Below are 15454 nucleotides of genomic sequence, written 5' to 3' on the forward strand. Positions count from 1 at the left end.
TGCATGAAAGGACACCCTTATGGACCCCACGATCTCGGGCGCGCTGGCTTCGCTGTTTGGCGCGGTCGTCGGCGGAGGCATCACTTTTTTCCTGAACCGCCAGCTGCACAAGCACCAGCTTGCGCTGTCACGCGAGCAGCACAAAACCGAATTCATGGCCGAAGAAACGGCGCGCCACTTCCTGAGCCACAAGGGCTATACCGATCGCTCGTTTGAAACCCTGCAAATGCATCTGGGCGGTTTTGACGAGGACGAGCTGCGCAAGATCCTGGTGCGCGCGGGGGCGGTACGGATCTATCGCGAGGATGGCTCGGAGTGGTGGAGGCTGATGAGCCGGATGGGCGAATTTATCGAGAAGAAGAACGCCGCCTGAATGCCGTGATCTGTAGCGGCGGCGGCGCGCCGCAAGCAGCAAGCAGTGCCGCAATGCCTCAGCAGTCGTAGCGCCGGTAGTTTTGGTAGCACAGTTCCCGGATGCGGGCCTTGTCTCTGGCAAGTCGCTGCTCTGCTTCCCTCGCGAGGGTCTGCTCGCGCGACCTGGCCTCATTGTCCTTGCGCTGGGCGTCCCGCTTTTCGATGTTTTCCCGCTGCAGTTCCTGGTAGCTGCGCTGTGTTTCCGCGGAATTTGCGCGGTTGATCGCGCGGTCACTTTCCTGGCGGAATTGGCGCTCCTGCTGCTCAGCCTGCTTGGCAAGCCGCAGCCGGTTTGCCTCCTCGGCTGCGAGGCGAAGCTGCTCTTTCTTCTCTTCCTCGGCCGCTTCCGCTTTCAGTTGAAGTTCGCGCTCGGCTTGTGCTTTTCGGGCCGCTTCGCGCTTGGAACTGATGTAGAAGGTTGTCCCGAGCACAAGGACAAGCACCGCCAGCAAAATCGGCAGTGCGCGCCTGGCCCAGGAGGCTTCCTCCTTCACGATGACCGGCCTGGGTGCGCGCGGGGCCGGCGCCTGCGCGCTGTTCAGCTTGCGGTCGTGCGCAGCCCTGGACTCTTCGTCACGCAATACCTTGTACGCGGTTTTGACCTCGAGGAATTTGTCGACGGCCTGCGGGTCTGCCGCGAGCCTGGCGGGCGAGTAAAAGCTTTTGGCTTTTTCAAATGCCGCGTCGATGTCATCGCGGGTGGCGTTTCCGGGCAAGCCCAGGACTAGATAGGCTGACTTCATGGTTTCCTGTGGGGCTTGGGGTGTGGTTTCGTCCGAGGCGGAGGTGCTTGTTTCAATAGCGTCGTGATGCGCGCTCGGCTGCCGCTATTCCTGTTTCCCCGTTATGGCTCACGTCGCATGAGCTACAAATTCTTACATAAGTATACCCAGTGTTAACTGGCGCGGCCCACAAGCCGAGGTCTGGTTGTGACGGCCGGGCGGGAGAGGGAGGGGGAGAAAGCGGGCCGTGGAACGCAAAGGCGCTAGCGCAACACAGCCAAGGCAAAGGGCAAGCTCACCACCCCCAGCATCGTCGACAAAGTCACCAACCCGGCCACATAGGCCCCGTTGTAGCCCATGCGCGCGGCGAGCACATAAGCGCTGGAGGCAGTCGGCAAGGCGGAGAAGGCCAGCAGTATGGTGGTTTGCACCGGCGACAGGCTGAAGGCGCTCGCCAGGCCCAGCGCCACGATGGGCAGCAGCAGGTGCCGTATGGACAGCACGGCCACCGTGAGCGTCTTGGCTTGCGACAGGTGCGCGAACTGCATGCCGGCGCCGGCCGCCATCAGGCCCAGGGCCAGCGAGGCGGCGCCTATGCGATTGACGGTAGGCTCCAGCCAGAACGGAATGCTCAAGCCCAGCAGGTTGGCGAACAAGCCAGCGGCGGTTCCCACAATCAGCGGATTGCGCACCAGCTCGCCCATGAAGCCGCGCTGGGCGTGCCTGGCCATCGGCCACACCGCGGCGACGTTAAAGAGCGGCACGCAGACACCGATCAGCACCGCTATCAGCTGCAGGCCCTGGGCGCCGGCCAGGCGTTCCGCCAGGGCCAGTGCGATGAAGGAGTTGAAGCGAAATGCCACCTGCGCGCTGGCCGCGTGCTCGCGCGCATCGATGTGGCGGCGCAACCAGGGCAGGTGGGGCAGGCTGTAAGCCATGGCGATGCCCGCCACGCCCATCAGCAGCCCGGCGCCTATCAGGCTGGAAGCGGCGCGCAGGTCCAGGGGGCTTTTCACGATGGAGTGAAACAGCAGGACGGGAAACAGGAAGTAATAGACCAGGCTTTCCACCTTCTCCCAGACCGTGCGGTCGAGGGCGGTGTAGCGGCACACCAGGTAGCCGCAGATGATGAGGGAAAAGTCCGGGAAAAGAAGCTGGGCGTAGTTCACCGGCCCAAGAATAACCGCAATGCCTTCGGGTTTGCCCTTATGCGTAATCCACACTGGCGAAGAATGCGGCTGCGATTACTATTTCAGCTGTTTTTAAGTAAGGACCCGAACATGCAACGTCGTTATCTCTTTGCCTATTCCGTACTGTCCGCGCTCGCGCTGGGCGCCGCGGCCGGCCCTGCACTGGCGCAGGGGTATCCCAACAAGGTGGTCAAGCTGCAAGTGCCTTTCGCACCCGGCGGCACCACCGACATCGTGGCCCGTGTGATCGCCGAGCCGCTGGGCAAGGCTCTGGGCCAGAGCGTCATTGTCGAGAACAAGGCCGGCGGCGGCGGCGTGGTCGGCGCGCTGGAAATCGCCCGCTCCGCTCCTGACGGCTACACGCTGGGTGTTGCCACGGTGTCCACCACCGCGGCCAACCCGGCCATCAATCCGAAGATCCCGTACAACACCCTGACGGACTTCACGCCCATCATCAACATCGCGGCCACGCCCAACATCATCGCGGTGCACCCGAGCTTTCCGGCCCGCAACTACAAGGAGTTCCTGGCCGAGCTCAAGAAAAACCCCGGCAAGTATTCCTACTCGTCCTCGGGAACGGGCGGTATCGGCCACCTGCAGATGGAGCTTTTCAAGAGCATGTCGGGCACCTTCGTGACCCACATTCCCTACCGCGGCGCGGGCCCGGCCCTCAACGACACGGTGGCCGGCCAGGTCCCCATGATTTTTGACAACATTCCTTCCGCGCTGCCCTTTATCCAGCAAAAGCGTTTGATCCCCATCGTGGTGGCCGCGCCGCAGCGCCTGGCCGTATTGCCTGACGTGCCGACTTTCAAGGAAGTCGGCCTGGAGCCGGTGAACCGCATGGCCTATTACGGCATCCTGGGCCCCAAGGGACTGTCCAAGGAAGTGGTCGACAAGGTCAGTGCCGGCGTGAAGAAGTCGCTGGAAGACCCGGCGGTGCGCAAGCGCATCGAGGACACGGGTTCGCTGATCATTGCCAACACGCCCGAGCAGTTCACGGCCCAGATCAAGGCCGAGTACGAGGTCTACAAAAAAGTGGTGGACGGGGCCAAGCTCAAGCTTGATTAAGCCACGGGGTTAAACCTCCCGCAAAGCCGCGGCGCAGGAATGCGCGGCGGCTTTTTTGTTATGGTTGCCCCCATGCAAGCACAAAGCCAGTCCAGCATAGACGCGTTCATCGACGCGCTGTGGCTGGAGGACGGCCTCTCGAAAAACACCTTGGAAGCCTACCGCCGGGACCTGTCGCTGTTCGCGGCCTGGCTGGGCGCGGCCAAGCAGGGGGCACGCGCGCTGGACGCCACGGCCGAGACTGACCTCAACAGTTATTTTTCTGCCCGCCATGCCGCGACCAAAGCGACATCCGCCAACCGGCGCCTCACGGTGTTCAAGCGCTACTTCCGCTGGGCGCTGCGCGAGCGCCTGATAGACGCCGACCCGACGCTCAAGCTGCAGTCGGCGAAGCAGGCGCTGCGGGTTCCCAAAACTTTGAGCGAAGCCCAGGTGGAGTCGCTGCTGGCCGCACCCGATGAAGGCACGCCACTGGGGCTGCGCGACCGCGCCATGCTGGAGCTGCTGTATGCCAGCGGCTTGCGCGTGAGCGAACTGGTGGGCCTGAAGACCTTTCACCTGAGCCTCAACGACGGCGTGCTGCGCATCATGGGCAAAGGCAGCAAGGAACGCCTGGTGCCCTTCGGCCAGGTGGCGCGGGAATGGATCGTGAACTACATGGCCGAGGCGCGGCCTGCCATTCTGGGAGGGCAGCAAACGGACGACCTGTTCGTCACCGGCCACGGCAAGGGCATGAGCCGCGTGATGTTCTGGATGTTGGTCAAGAAGTACGCGCAATTGGCCGGCATCCATTCGCCACTGTCGCCGCACACGCTGCGCCACGCCTTCGCCACGCACCTTCTCAACCACGGCGCCGACCTGCGCGCGGTGCAGATGCTGCTGGGCCACGCCGATATTTCCACCACCACGATTTACACCCACGTAGCGCGCGAGCGTCTGAAAGCCTTGCATGCGCAGCATCACCCTAGGGGCTGATGTGGCCCCCACGGTCGCTCACTTCGTGTAGCTTCCTGCCCCCCGAGGGGGCCGCTGCGCCTGCGGTCTGGCAAAGCCAGTCCCGCGGCTCCGGCTGGGCTAAGAGTTCAGTGATGTAACCAGCGGGCAGGTATTCAACAGCAGGGGCCACGGGACCGGCTTCGCCGGCCCCAGGCGCCGCCCCCTTGAGGGGGAACAGGCTACACGCAGTGAGCCTGGACAGGGGTGGGCTAATCCGCCTGGACAGGGGTGTACATATATCCCCTGGTGAACGGATAGCTGGACTGCGCGCCGGTCAGGGGGGTGTTGTGCACTTCGCCTGACGGCTTGGCGGCCAGCATCTGGTGCAGCGCGATCCAGCCCTGCTCGAAGCTCATGGCGCTGCCGGCCAGGTAGAGGCGGTAGGCGCGCAAGGTCTTTTCCGCGCGCTCGGGGCCGCCGTCCTGGGACAGTATCTGGCGCGCCTCGTCCAGCCTGGCTTCCAGCTTGTCCGACCAGTTCCAGAGCGTGCGCGCGTAGTGTGGGCGCAGATTTTCGGTGTCCACCATTTCCAGGCCGGCGCGCGACATGTGCTCCAGCACGGCACTGACGTGCATCAACTCCCCGCCGGGGAAGATGTATTTCTCGATGAAGTCGCCCATGCCGGCGCCGAGCTGGCGGTTTTCCAGGCCGCCGGCCGTGATGCCGTGGTTCATGACCAGGCCGCCGGGGGCCAGCAGGCGCATGATTTTCTGGAAGTAGGCGGTCATGTTCGCTTGGCCCACGTGCTCGAACATGCCGACCGAGGAGATCTTGTCAAAGGGCTGGTCCTCCGGCAGGTCGCGGTAGTCGCGCAGTTCCATGCGAACCCGATTGCCCAGGCCTTTTTCCTCGATCAGCCGCTGCACATGCGCATGCTGGTTTTTCGACAGGGTGATGCCGGTGGCGTCGACGCCGTAGTGCTCGGCAGCCCACATCAGCAAACCACCCCAGCCGGCGCCTATGTCCAGGAAGCGCTCGCCGGGCTTGAGCATGAGCTTGCGGCAGATGTGGTCGAGTTTGGCTTCCTGCGCCTGGGCCAGACTCATGGCGGCATCGCGGTAATAGGCGCAGGAGTACACGCGCCGTGGGTCCAGCCAGAGCGCGTAGAAGGCGTCGGAAACGTCGTAATGGAACTGGATCTGCGCCGCGTCGCGGGCATGGGTGTGGGCCGCCAGGGACTTGGCACGGTGCAACAGGCTGGACCACCAGCCCGTGTCGCTTTCCACCGGGTTGCCGGGCAACAGCTTGGTGACTGCGCGCATCACGTCGCGCATGGCGCCCTCGAGCTGGAGCTTGCCTTCGACATAGTCTTCGGCCAGGGCGCCTATCTGGCCGGCCTTGAGGCGGGCAATGCTGGACCAATGGGAAAACGCGAGCTTCACAGGCGCGTTGGCCGAGCCCAGGCGCTGGCCCTGAGGCAGCTGCAGAGCGATGTCCGCGGGCAGGCGCGGCATTTGCGATGGACTGTCTGGAACCAGGTGCCGGATCATGCGCAAACTCCTTTTCAAGAGATTTCCAGTCTAGCGCCGTTCGAAAATCCTTGCCGCAGCCGCGCGTGTAGGAATTTGCCGCGTTTTGGACGCTGTCCCTAGCCCAGGAGCGCCAGTTCCGCCTCGTCAAACCCCGCCCGGCGGCGGGCATCCAGGTTCAGCGGGCCCTTGAGCCGGGGCGCCTCGTACTGCCGGGCCAGCAGGGCATAGGTCGCGACCGGCTCCAGCCCGCGCTGGGCGCACAGCTGGCGGTACCAGTGGTTGCCGATGGCGACATGGCCGATTTCGTCGCGCAGGATCACGTCCAGGATGTCCACGGCCCGCAGCGCATCTGGCGTGCCGACCTTGCGAAGCTTGGCCTGCATGGGCGGGGTGGCGTCCAGGCCCCGGGCTTCCAGGGTGCGCGGCACCAGGGCCATGCGTGCCAGCAGGTCGCCCTCGGTCTTGCGGGTCATGTCCCAGAGGCCGGTGTGGGCCGGAAAATCGCCGTAGTCGTAGCCCATGGCCTGCAGTTGGGCGCGCAACAGGCTGAAATGGTGGGCCTCCTCGGCGGCGACCTTGAGCCAGTCCAGGTAGTAGGCGCGCGGCATGCCGGGAAAGCGCCAGACGGCGTCCAGGGCCAGGTTGATCGCGTTGAATTCGATATGCGTCACGGCATGGAGCAGGGCGGCCAGGCCTTCGCGTGTGAAGGGCGAGCGCTTGGGCACGTCCAGGTGGGAGCGCAGCTCGGGCCGTTCGGGGCAGCCGGGCAGGCCGGCCGGGGCCTGGAGTTCCCGCCCGGCCTCGATTGCGAGCGTGCCCGCCTGCGCCATGGCCTGCTGCGTCATCAGCACTTTTTGCACGGGATCGGTTTCCAGCAGCGCCCCCAGGGCTTGCTGACGGAGTTCTGCGGGGGGAGCTGCGCTTGCCATGGGGGAATTGTCGGTGATATGCCTGGGGCTCCTACAATCGAAGCACCGGGCCGCCTTTGGGCGCCGCCTTCATTTTTGACCCTGCTTCCCCTCACAAAGCGAAATCCCATGGCCCTCTACCAACTGGACAACCTGGCCCCTGACGTTCATGAATCCGCCTGGGTGGCCGACAACGCCCAGGTCATGGGCAACGTGCACCTGGCCGAGGACAGCAGCGTCTGGTTTGGGGTGGTGATACGGGGCGACACCGAGACCATTTCCGTGGGCCGGGGCTCCAACATCCAGGACAACAGCGTGCTGCACGCCGATATGGGTCTGCCGCTCACGATAGGCGAGGACGTCACGGTCGGCCACCAGGTCATGCTGCACGGCTGCACCATAGGCGACGGCTCGCTGATCGGCATCCAGGCGGTGGTGCTCAACGGCGCCAGGATCGGCAAGAACTGCCTGGTCGGCGCCGGCTCCCTGGTCACGGAAGGCAAGGAATTCCCCGACGGCTCCATGATCCTCGGAAGCCCGGCCAAAGCTGTCAGGCAACTGTCCCCGGAGCAGATCGAGGGTTTAAAAATGAGCGCGAAGCACTATGTAGACAATGCCCGGCGTTACAAGACCGGGCTCAAGAAGATTACCTGAATACCCCAGAATGACCAGAACCACCCAATACACGCAGAGCGCTAATACCAGCGCTCCCATTCCAGCAGGGGCCGTGGAACCGGCTTCGCCGGGCCACAGGCGCAGCGCCCCCTCGGGGGGCAGCGCATTACGCGAAGCGAAAAGCGTGGGGGCTTAATCAGTGTCTGAACTCCATAAATTCATTTTTGACGGTTTGCCCGTACGCGGCATGCTCGTGCGCCTGACCGGCTCCTGGCAGGAAATCCTCAAGCGCAGGGAAGCGGCCGGCGGCTATCCGGTCGAGGTCACCAACCTGCTGGGGGAAATGACGGCGGCCGGCGCCCTGATGCAGAGCAACATCAAGTTCAACGGCTCGCTGATCCTGCAAATTTTCGGCGACGGACCGGTCAAGCTGGCCGTGGCCGAGGTGCAGCCAGACCTCAGCCTGCGTGCCACCGCCACGGTGACCGGCACGGTCGATGCGGGCAGCTCGCTGAGCCAGTTGGTCAATGTGAACAACCAGGGGCGCTGCGCGATCACCCTGGACCCGAAGGACAAGCTGCCGGGCCAGCAGGCCTACCAGGGCGTGGTGCCTCTCTACGGCGACCAGCGCGAGAAGATCGAAAACCTCGCCGAAGTGCTCGAGCATTACATGTTGCAGAGCGAGCAGTTGGACACCAAGCTGATCCTGGCGGCCGACGGCCAGGTTGCGGCGGGCCTGCTGATCCAGCGCCTGCCGGTCAAGGGCCAGGGCAACCTCGAAGGCCAGATAGACCGCGACGCCAATGAAGACCAGATAGGCGTCAATGAGGACTACAAGCGCATCGCGATGCTGGCCGGCACGCTCAAGCGCGAAGAGCTGCTGGGCCTGGATGCCGACACCATTTTGCGCCGCCTGTTCTGGGAAGAGCAGGTCACGCGTTTTGAGCCGGCGACGCCCAGCTTTGCCTGCAGTTGCTCGCGCGAGCGCGTGGGCAGCATGCTGCGCAGCCTGGGCACGGACGAGATCGAGAGCATTATTTCGGAACGCGGCAAGGTGTCGGTCGACTGCGAGTTTTGCGGTGCGCAGTACGAATTCGACCCGGTGGACGCGGCGCAACTCTTTACCAGCCAGACCAACCAGCAGCCGCCCACGTCGACGGTCCAGTAACGCTCAGGGCGCGGCGGGGGCGGCGCGCTGCGCCAGCAGGTCGCTGAGCAGGCGGTGTTCACAGACGGGGTCGCTGCATTTGTCGCACACCCACACCCAGGCTTTGCTTCTGCGCTCGGGCGGATGTTCCTGCAATGGCGCCCCGGGTTGCAGGCGCTCAACGGCACCCAGCGCCTGGGCCAGGCGCTCGCGGCTGTTTCCATACAAAACGCAATAGGGAATGCCGGCTCGGGCCAAGGCCGTGCGGATGGCCTGGTCGGCAGACTGCCGGACGGGGTCCGCCGCTTCCAGGCCGCACAGCAGCGTCAGGCCGTAGCCGGAGCTGCCTGATGAAGTGGACGGGTCCGTCACGGCCACCAGCGCATCGCGGCCCGCGCCTTTGAGGGTGCTGTCCAGTGCGAAGGCGAGTGGGTGTTTGCCGGTTGATGGTGCGCCGGTAACGGCGATTTTCAGCACGGTGAAAGCCGATCAGTCGAGAAGGCCGGCGGGCGTGCCAACCTTATTTGGTGACCTGAACGAAGATCTCATTGGGCTTGACCATGCCGAGCTCGCTACGGGCTTTTTCCTCGACCATTTCCAGCCCTTCCTTCAGGTCCCTGACCTCGGCCGTGAGCTGGTCGTTGGCGGCCTGGGCCTGGACGTTCCTGGCCTGCTGCTCGGTCAACCGGTGCTGCATCTCGCGCACGCTGGGAATGCTGCCCCGGCCGACCCAGAGTTGCGCGTGGAAGATGACCAGCAGCGCAATCAGGACGGCAGGGACGAGGCGGTTTCCCACGTACGGCTCAGCGCTTAACGGAGGTTGTAGAAGGCCGCACGGCCGGGGTAAGAGGCGACGTCGCCGAGGTCTTCCTCGATACGCAGCAACTGGTTGTACTTGGCCATGCGGTCCGAGCGCGAGAGCGAGCCGGTCTTGATCTGGCCGGCATTGGTGCCCACGGCGATGTCGGCAATGGTGGAGTCTTCGGTTTCGCCGGAGCGGTGCGAAATCACGGCGGTGTAGCCGGCACGCTTGGCCATCTCGATGGCGGCGAAGGTCTCGGTCAGGGTGCCGATCTGGTTGATCTTGATCAGGATGGAATTGGCGATGTGCTTGTCAATGCCTTCCTTGAGGATCTTGGTGTTGGTGACGAACAGGTCGTCGCCGACCAACTGAACTTTTTTGCCCAGCTTTTCGGTCAGAATTTTCCAGCCGTCCCAGTCACCTTCGGCCATGCCGTCCTCGATGCTGATGATGGGGTATTTGTCGACCCAGGTCGCCAGAATGTTGGTCCATTCTTCGGCGGAGAGGCTCAGACCTTCGCCGGACAGCACGTACTTGCCGTCCTTGTAGAACTCGGAAGCCGCGCAATCCAGGCCCAGGGCGATCTGCTCGCCGGCCACATAGCCTGCGGCGGAAATGGCTTCCAGGATCATCTGGATGGCCGCTTCGTGGCTGGGCACGTTGGGGGCAAAGCCGCCTTCGTCGCCGACGGCCACGCTCATGCCCTTGTCGTGCAGGATTTTCTTGAGCGCGTGGAAGACTTCGGCACCGTAACGCACGGCTTCGCGAAAGCTTGGTGCGCCCACGGGGATGATCATCAGTTCCTGCAGGTCCAGGTTGTTGTTGGCGTGCGCGCCGCCGTTGACCACGTTCATCATGGGCACGGGCATCTGCATGGCGCCGCTGCCGCCGAAGTAGCGGTACAGGGGCAGGCCGGCTTCTTCGGCGGCGGCACGGGCCACGGCCATGCTGACGGCCAGCGTGGCGTTGGCGCCCAGGCGGGATTTGTTGTCCGTACCGTCGAGGTCGATCAGCGTGCGGTCGAGGAAGGCCTGCTCGCTGGCGTCCAGGCCCAGCACGGCCTCGGAGATTTCGGTGTTGATGTGCTCGACCGCCTTGAGCACGCCCTTGCCGAGGTAGCGCGACTTGTCGCCGTCGCGCAGCTCAATCGCTTCGCGCGAGCCGGTGGAGGCACCCGAGGGAACGGCCGCGCGGCCCATGACGCCGGACTCCAGCAGCACGTCGCATTCAACGGTAGGGTTGCCACGGCTGTCGAGAATTTCGCGGCCGACGATATCAACAATTGCGCTCATGTAGGCTCTTTCAAATCAGAAGATAAGTTAAAAAATAAAAACCAAACCTGTTACACGCCTTCGACCAGCACCATGCGCATGACGGCAATGCCCTGGCGCGATTGGCGGGCCGCTTCATACTCGGCGGATTCATTGAAGGCACGGGCCTGCTCCACACTCGGGAACTTGAGCACCACGATGCGGCTGGGCGCCCAATCGCCTTCCAGCACCTCGATCTTGCCGCCACGCACACACACTTCAGCGCCGTGCGCCTGCATGGCAATGCTAGACAGTTTTTTGTACTGTTCGTATTGTTCGGGGTTCGTAACCGTGACGTTGGCGATGATGTAGGCGCTGGGCATGTGGGCTCCGATGTTCTTAAAGGTATTCGCATGCCCGGCCGGTATGGGGCTGTGTTTTGCCGGCCCGCCCGGAGGTATGTCCGGGGGCCAGGTCCATGGTCAGGCGGAAAAATTATTCTCGAGGTAGCCGTTTTTCTTGGTGACGCGGTCCAGTGCCACGAGCGTTTCCAGCAGCGCCTTCATGTGCTTGAGCGGTACGGCATTGGGGCCGTCGCACAAAGCCTTGGCCGGGTCCGGATGGGTTTCCATGAACAGGCCGGCGACGCCGACGGCCACTGCGGCACGCGCCAGCACCGGCACCATCTCGCGCACGCCGCCGCTGCTGGCGCCTTGGCCGCCGGGCAGTTGCACCGAGTGGGTGGCGTCGAACACAACGGGCGCGTTGGTCTCGCGCATGATGGCCAGGCTGCGCATGTCGCTGACCAGGTTGTTGTAGCCGAAGCTGGCGCCGCGCTCGCAGGCCATGAAGTTGTCTTCCGGCAGGCCGGCCGCCTTGACGGCCGCACGCGCCTTGATGATGACGTTCTTCATGTCGCCCGGGGCCATGAACTGGCCCTTTTTGATATTGACCGGCAGGCCTGACAGCGCGACGGCGTGGATGAAGTCGGTCTGGCGGCACAGCAGGGCCGGTGTTTGCAGCACATCGACGACCTTGGCGACCTGGGCGATCTGGTCTTCGGAATGGATGTCGGTCAGCACCGGCACGCCAATTTCCTTTTTGACCTTGGCCAGAATCTCCAGGCCTTTTTCTGTGCCCAGTCCGCGAAAGGCCGTCTCGCTGGTGCGATTGGCCTTGTCGAAACTGCTTTTGAAGACGAAGGGAATGCCCAGCGAAGCCGTGATTTCCTTGAGCGTGCCGGCAGTGTCCATCTGCAGCTGCTCGGACTCCACCACGCAGGGGCCGGCAATCAGGAAAAAGGGTTGGTCAAGGCCGATGTCGAATCCACAGAGTTTCATGTCAGGCCACCGCCTTCAGAGGCTTGGCGGCAGGCTTGCCGCCTTGTCCCGCGCTGGCGCGCAGCTGGAGCACGGCCGCGATATAGGCGTTGAACAGAGGATGGCCGGCCCAAGGCGTGGATTTGAACTCGGGGTGGAATTGCACACCGACAAACCAGGGGTGGACGTCCTGCGGCAACTCGACGATTTCGGTGAGCTGCTCGCGCTGCGTCAGCGCCGAGATAACCAGGCCCGAGGCACGCAGGGCGTCGAGGTAGTTCACGTTGGCTTCATAGCGGTGGCGGTGGCGTTCGGTGACCACGTCGCCGTAGATCTTGTGGGCCAGCGTGCCCGGGGCGACGTCCGAGCTTTGCGCGCCCAGGCGCATGGTGCCGCCCATGTCGGACTTGGCATCACGCGTCTTGATGGTGCCGTCGGCGTCTTTCCATTCGGTGATGAGCGCAATGACCGGATGCGGCGTGGCGGGGTCGAACTCGGTGCTGTTGGCGTCCTTGAGGCCGGCGACGTGGCGCGCGAACTCAATCGTGGCGACCTGCATGCCCAGGCAGATGCCGAGGTAGGGCATCTTGTTCTCGCGCGCGAAGCGGGCCGCGCAAATCTTGCCTTCGACACCGCGCACGCCGAAGCCGCCGGGCACCAGCACGCCGTCAAAGCGCGCCAGGCGCGAGACGTTGTCGGGTGTGATGGTTTCGGAGTCGACGTACTCGATGACCACCTTGGCATGGTTCTTCATGCCGGCGTGGCGCAGGGCTTCGTTGAGCGACTTGTAGCTGTCGGACAGATCGACATATTTGCCGACCATGGCGATGTGGACTTCGGTTTGAGGGTGCTCGGTCTCGTAGACCAGGTCGTCCCAGCGCCGGAGGTTGGCCGGCGGGGTATTGAGGCGCAGCTTGTCGCAGATCAGGCCGTCCAGGCCCTGCTCGTGCAGCATGCGCGGCACCTTGTAAATCGTGTCCACGTCCCACATGGAGATCACGCCCCACTCGGGGACGTTGGAGAACAGCGAAATCTTTTCGCGCTCTTCGCTGGGGATGGGGCGGTCCGCGCGGCACAGCAGCACGTCGGCCTGGATACCGATCTCGCGCAATTGCTTGGCGGTGTGCTGGGTCGGCTTGGTCTTGAGTTCGCCGGCGGCGGCAATCCAGGGCAGGTAGCTCAGGTGCACAAAAGCGGTGTTGTTGGCGCCCAGGCGCAGGCTCATCTGGCGCACGGCTTCCAGGAAGGGCAGGGATTCAATATCGCCCACGGTGCCGCCGATTTCGACAATGGCGACGTCGACTGCGTCGGCGGTTTCATAGCCGGCGCCGCGCTTGACGAACTCCTGGATTTCATTGGTGACGTGCGGGATGACCTGCACGGTCTTGCCGAGGTAGTCGCCGCGGCGTTCTTTTTCGAGGACGCTTTTGTAGATCTGGCCGGTGGTGAAGTTGTTGGCCTTGCGCATGCGCGTTTCGATGAAACGCTCGTAGTGGCCAAGGTCCAGGTCGGTTTCCGCGCCGTCGTCGGTCACGAAAACCTCGCCATGCTGGAAGGGCGACATCGTGCCCGGATCCACATTGAGATAGGGATCAAGCTTGATTAAAGTGACTTTGAGGCCTCGCGATTCCAGGATCGCAGCTAAGGAGGCTGAGGCGATTCCCTTGCCCAGGGAAGACACCACACCGCCGGTGACGAAGACAAATTTGGTCATGTCAGGTACGAACTGCAAGTTCGTCGAGGTGGTAAACGGAGATTATACGGGTTGCTCGCGGGGGCCGATGAATTCAGGGGGCTTAGCTGATACATTGCGGGCATGACGAATCAAGTGACCCCCGCGGGAAGCGGCCCGGACGGCGGCGAAACCCTGGATCTGGCAGGCAAACACATCGTGCTGGGCCTGTCGGGCGGTATCGCCTGCTACAAGGCTGCCGAGCTGTGCCGGGCCCTGATCAAGGCCGGCGCTACGGTGCAGGTGGTCATGACCGAGGCGGCCGAGCAGTTCATCACGCCCGTCACGCTGCAGGCTTTGAGCGGGCGGCCGGTCTACACCAGCCAATGGGACAGCCGTGAAGACAACAACATGGCGCATATCAACCTGTCGCGGGAGTCCGACGCCATTCTGGTCGCGCCCATGAGCGCCGATTTCATGGCCAAGCTGCTACATGGCCGCGCCGACGACCTGCTGAGCCTGATGTGCCTGGCCCGCCCCATCGACAAGGTGCCGCTGCTGGTGGCGCCGGCCATGAACCGCGAGATGTACGCGCACCCAGCCACGCAGCGCAATTTTGTGCAGCTGGATGCTGATGGCGCCACGGTGCTGGGCGTGGGCAGCGGCTTTCAGGCCTGCGGGGAGACCGGCGACGGGCGCATGCTGGAGCCCGAGCAGATTCTTGAGGACCTGATCGCTTTCTTTGCACCCAAGGTGCTGGCCGGCCAGCGCGTGCTGGTCACCGCCGGCCCGACTTATGAAGCCATTGATCCTGTGCGCGGCATCACGAATTTGTCCAGCGGCAAGATGGGCTTTGCCATCGCGCGCGCGGCGCGCGAGGCGGGCGCCGAGGTGACGCTTGTCGCCGGCCCGGTAAGCCAGCCGACGCCGCGCGGCGTTACCCGTGTCGACGTGAGGTCCGCGCAGCAGATGCTGGAAGCCGTGGCGATGCGTGCCGATGCCGCCAGTGTGTTTGTTGCCACCGCGGCGGTTGCCGACTGGCGACCCGCCGCGCCTTCAACGCAGAAGATCAAGAAAGACGGCTCCGGCCAGGCGCCGCAACTGGCCTTCACCGAGAACCCCGACATCCTTGCGACCGTGGCCCAGTCGGCTGCGGCCCAGGCTGGCCGGCTTTTCTGTGTGGGGTTCGCGGCGGAAAGCCAGGACCTCGCGGAAAACGCCGAAGCCAAGCGCCTGCGCAAAAAGGTACCGCTGCTGGTCGGCAACATCGGCCCCGATACCTTCGGCCAAGACCATAACGCGCTGCTGCTGGTGGATGCGAAGGGCAGCACCGCGCTGCCGCGCGCCTCCAAACTCTCGCTGGCGCGGCGGCTGGTCGGGGAGATCGCGGCCAGGATCGCGGATGCCCCCAAAGGGAAAGCGGCCGCACCGTGAACCTTCCTTCGAACACGCCGCCGGACGGCGACTTTGTGGCGTACGTGGAGCGCCTGACCCATGCGAATGCGCAGGCCTCGGCCGAAGCCCGTGAAGACCGGCTCAAGCCCGGAGAAAAGACCGTGCCGCGCCCATCGTCTCCGGGGAGCATCGCTACGCCGCCCGCTAAACCCGCGCCAGTCGCTGCCACCGTCGCCACCTTTGCCACCCACGTCAAATGGGTGGTTATCCTGTGGATCGCCACCCAGGTCCTGTCCGAGGTCGTGCCCGGCACCGGCTTTCTGTTCCTGCCGGCGCTGCTGGTGTACGGCGCGTGGGCGGTGTTTCAGGCCAACCGCCGCTCATCCGGGGCGCTGGTCCAGCGCCTGCGCGAGCTGGCGCGGCAAGCCGCCGAAGAAGCCGAAAAGGCCCGGAAAAATCAATTACCCAAGAAGAAATAGTT

General features: G+C 64.0%; 17 protein-coding genes. 7 read left to right on the plus strand and 10 right to left on the minus strand.

Features of this window, described 5'->3' with window-relative positions:
* Positions 1-19 precede the first annotated feature (19 nt).
* Positions 20-373 carry a hypothetical protein gene (locus AC1DXS_RS06795; RefSeq protein WP_477736757.1) on the plus strand — a complete coding sequence of 118 codons (354 nt, stop codon included), beginning with the start codon at positions 20-22 and terminating at the stop codon, positions 371-373.
* A gap of 58 nt (positions 374-431) precedes the next feature.
* On the opposite strand, the gene AC1DXS_RS06800 is transcribed toward AC1DXS_RS06795, so the two are convergent.
* Together AC1DXS_RS06800 and AC1DXS_RS06805 are read right to left on the minus strand one after the other, a co-directional pair.
* Positions 432-1157, minus strand: coding sequence for a DnaJ domain-containing protein (locus AC1DXS_RS06800; RefSeq protein ID WP_477736758.1), 726 nt, complete (start codon positions 1155-1157; stop codon positions 432-434).
* Positions 1158-1399: 242 nt separating this feature from the next.
* Complete coding sequence (locus tag AC1DXS_RS06805) at positions 1400-2305, minus strand: AEC family transporter (RefSeq protein WP_477736759.1); 906 nt, start codon at positions 2303-2305, stop codon at positions 1400-1402.
* Between the two features lie 111 nt (positions 2306-2416).
* Here AC1DXS_RS06805 and AC1DXS_RS06810 point away from each other — a divergent pair, with 111 nt between their 5' ends.
* Both AC1DXS_RS06810 and xerD read left to right on the plus strand, forming a co-directional pair.
* A complete protein-coding gene (locus AC1DXS_RS06810) occupies positions 2417-3397 on the plus strand; it encodes a tripartite tricarboxylate transporter substrate binding protein BugE (protein WP_477736760.1) in 981 nt (326 codons plus the stop codon).
* A 72-nt stretch (positions 3398-3469) separates the two neighbouring features.
* Positions 3470-4372 carry a site-specific tyrosine recombinase XerD gene (gene xerD / locus AC1DXS_RS06815; protein ID WP_477736761.1) on the plus strand — a complete coding sequence of 301 codons (903 nt, stop codon included), beginning with the start codon at positions 3470-3472 and terminating at the stop codon, positions 4370-4372.
* Between the two features lie 230 nt (positions 4373-4602).
* Here xerD and AC1DXS_RS06820 read toward each other — a convergent pair whose 3' ends face one another.
* Together AC1DXS_RS06820 and AC1DXS_RS06825 are read right to left on the minus strand one after the other, a co-directional pair.
* Entirely contained in the window at positions 4603-5883 is a 1281-nt protein-coding gene (locus tag AC1DXS_RS06820) for a class I SAM-dependent methyltransferase (protein WP_477736762.1), read from the minus strand.
* A 98-nt stretch (positions 5884-5981) separates the two neighbouring features.
* The gene (locus tag AC1DXS_RS06825) at positions 5982-6794 is read right to left on the minus strand and encodes a ferritin-like domain-containing protein (protein WP_477736763.1); all 813 of its coding nucleotides are present in this window, start codon (positions 6792-6794) and stop codon (positions 5982-5984) included.
* Between the two features lie 108 nt (positions 6795-6902).
* On the opposite strand from AC1DXS_RS06825, the gene AC1DXS_RS06830 reads away from it, so the two are divergent.
* Positions 6903-7427 (plus strand): gamma carbonic anhydrase family protein, encoded by a 525-nt coding sequence (locus tag AC1DXS_RS06830; protein WP_477736764.1) that lies wholly within the window; start codon positions 6903-6905, stop codon positions 7425-7427.
* Between the two features lie 160 nt (positions 7428-7587).
* Positions 7588-8556 (plus strand): Hsp33 family molecular chaperone HslO, encoded by a 969-nt coding sequence (gene hslO / locus AC1DXS_RS06835; RefSeq protein ID WP_477736765.1) that lies wholly within the window; start codon positions 7588-7590, stop codon positions 8554-8556.
* Positions 8557-8559: 3 nt separating this feature from the next.
* On the opposite strand, the gene AC1DXS_RS06840 is transcribed toward hslO, so the two are convergent.
* The 6 genes from AC1DXS_RS06840 to AC1DXS_RS06865 all read right to left on the minus strand — a co-directional run bounded on the left by AC1DXS_RS06840 (position 8560) and on the right by AC1DXS_RS06865 (position 13620).
* Complete coding sequence (locus tag AC1DXS_RS06840; RefSeq protein ID WP_477736766.1) at positions 8560-9012, minus strand: hypothetical protein; 453 nt, start codon at positions 9010-9012, stop codon at positions 8560-8562.
* Positions 9013-9055: 43 nt separating this feature from the next.
* Positions 9056-9331, minus strand: coding sequence for a septum formation initiator family protein (locus tag AC1DXS_RS06845; RefSeq protein ID WP_477736767.1), 276 nt, complete (start codon positions 9329-9331; stop codon positions 9056-9058).
* A gap of 14 nt (positions 9332-9345) precedes the next feature.
* On the minus strand, positions 9346-10629 hold the full coding sequence (eno, locus tag AC1DXS_RS06850) for a phosphopyruvate hydratase (protein WP_007873230.1): 1284 nt from the start codon (positions 10627-10629) through the stop codon (positions 9346-9348).
* A gap of 50 nt (positions 10630-10679) precedes the next feature.
* Positions 10680-10970, minus strand: a complete 291-nt coding sequence (locus tag AC1DXS_RS06855; protein ID WP_477736768.1) for a DUF1330 domain-containing protein — start codon at positions 10968-10970, stop codon at positions 10680-10682.
* A 99-nt stretch (positions 10971-11069) separates the two neighbouring features.
* Positions 11070-11927 carry a 3-deoxy-8-phosphooctulonate synthase gene (gene kdsA, locus AC1DXS_RS06860; protein WP_477736769.1) on the minus strand — a complete coding sequence of 286 codons (858 nt, stop codon included), beginning with the start codon at positions 11925-11927 and terminating at the stop codon, positions 11070-11072.
* Position 11928: 1 nt separating this feature from the next.
* A complete protein-coding gene (locus AC1DXS_RS06865; RefSeq protein WP_477736770.1) occupies positions 11929-13620 on the minus strand; it encodes a CTP synthase in 1692 nt (563 codons plus the stop codon).
* A 102-nt stretch (positions 13621-13722) separates the two neighbouring features.
* On the opposite strand from AC1DXS_RS06865, the gene coaBC reads away from it, so the two are divergent.
* Positions 13723-15012, plus strand: coding sequence for a bifunctional phosphopantothenoylcysteine decarboxylase/phosphopantothenate--cysteine ligase CoaBC (gene coaBC, locus AC1DXS_RS06870; RefSeq protein ID WP_477736771.1), 1290 nt, complete (start codon positions 13723-13725; stop codon positions 15010-15012).
* A complete protein-coding gene (locus tag AC1DXS_RS06875) occupies positions 15009-15452 on the plus strand; it encodes a hypothetical protein (RefSeq protein WP_477736772.1) in 444 nt (147 codons plus the stop codon). The genes coaBC and AC1DXS_RS06875 overlap by 4 nt, the downstream gene beginning before the upstream one ends.
* Positions 15453-15454: the final 2 nt, after the last annotated feature.

Source organism: Polaromonas sp. P3_B1, assembly GCF_056402935.1.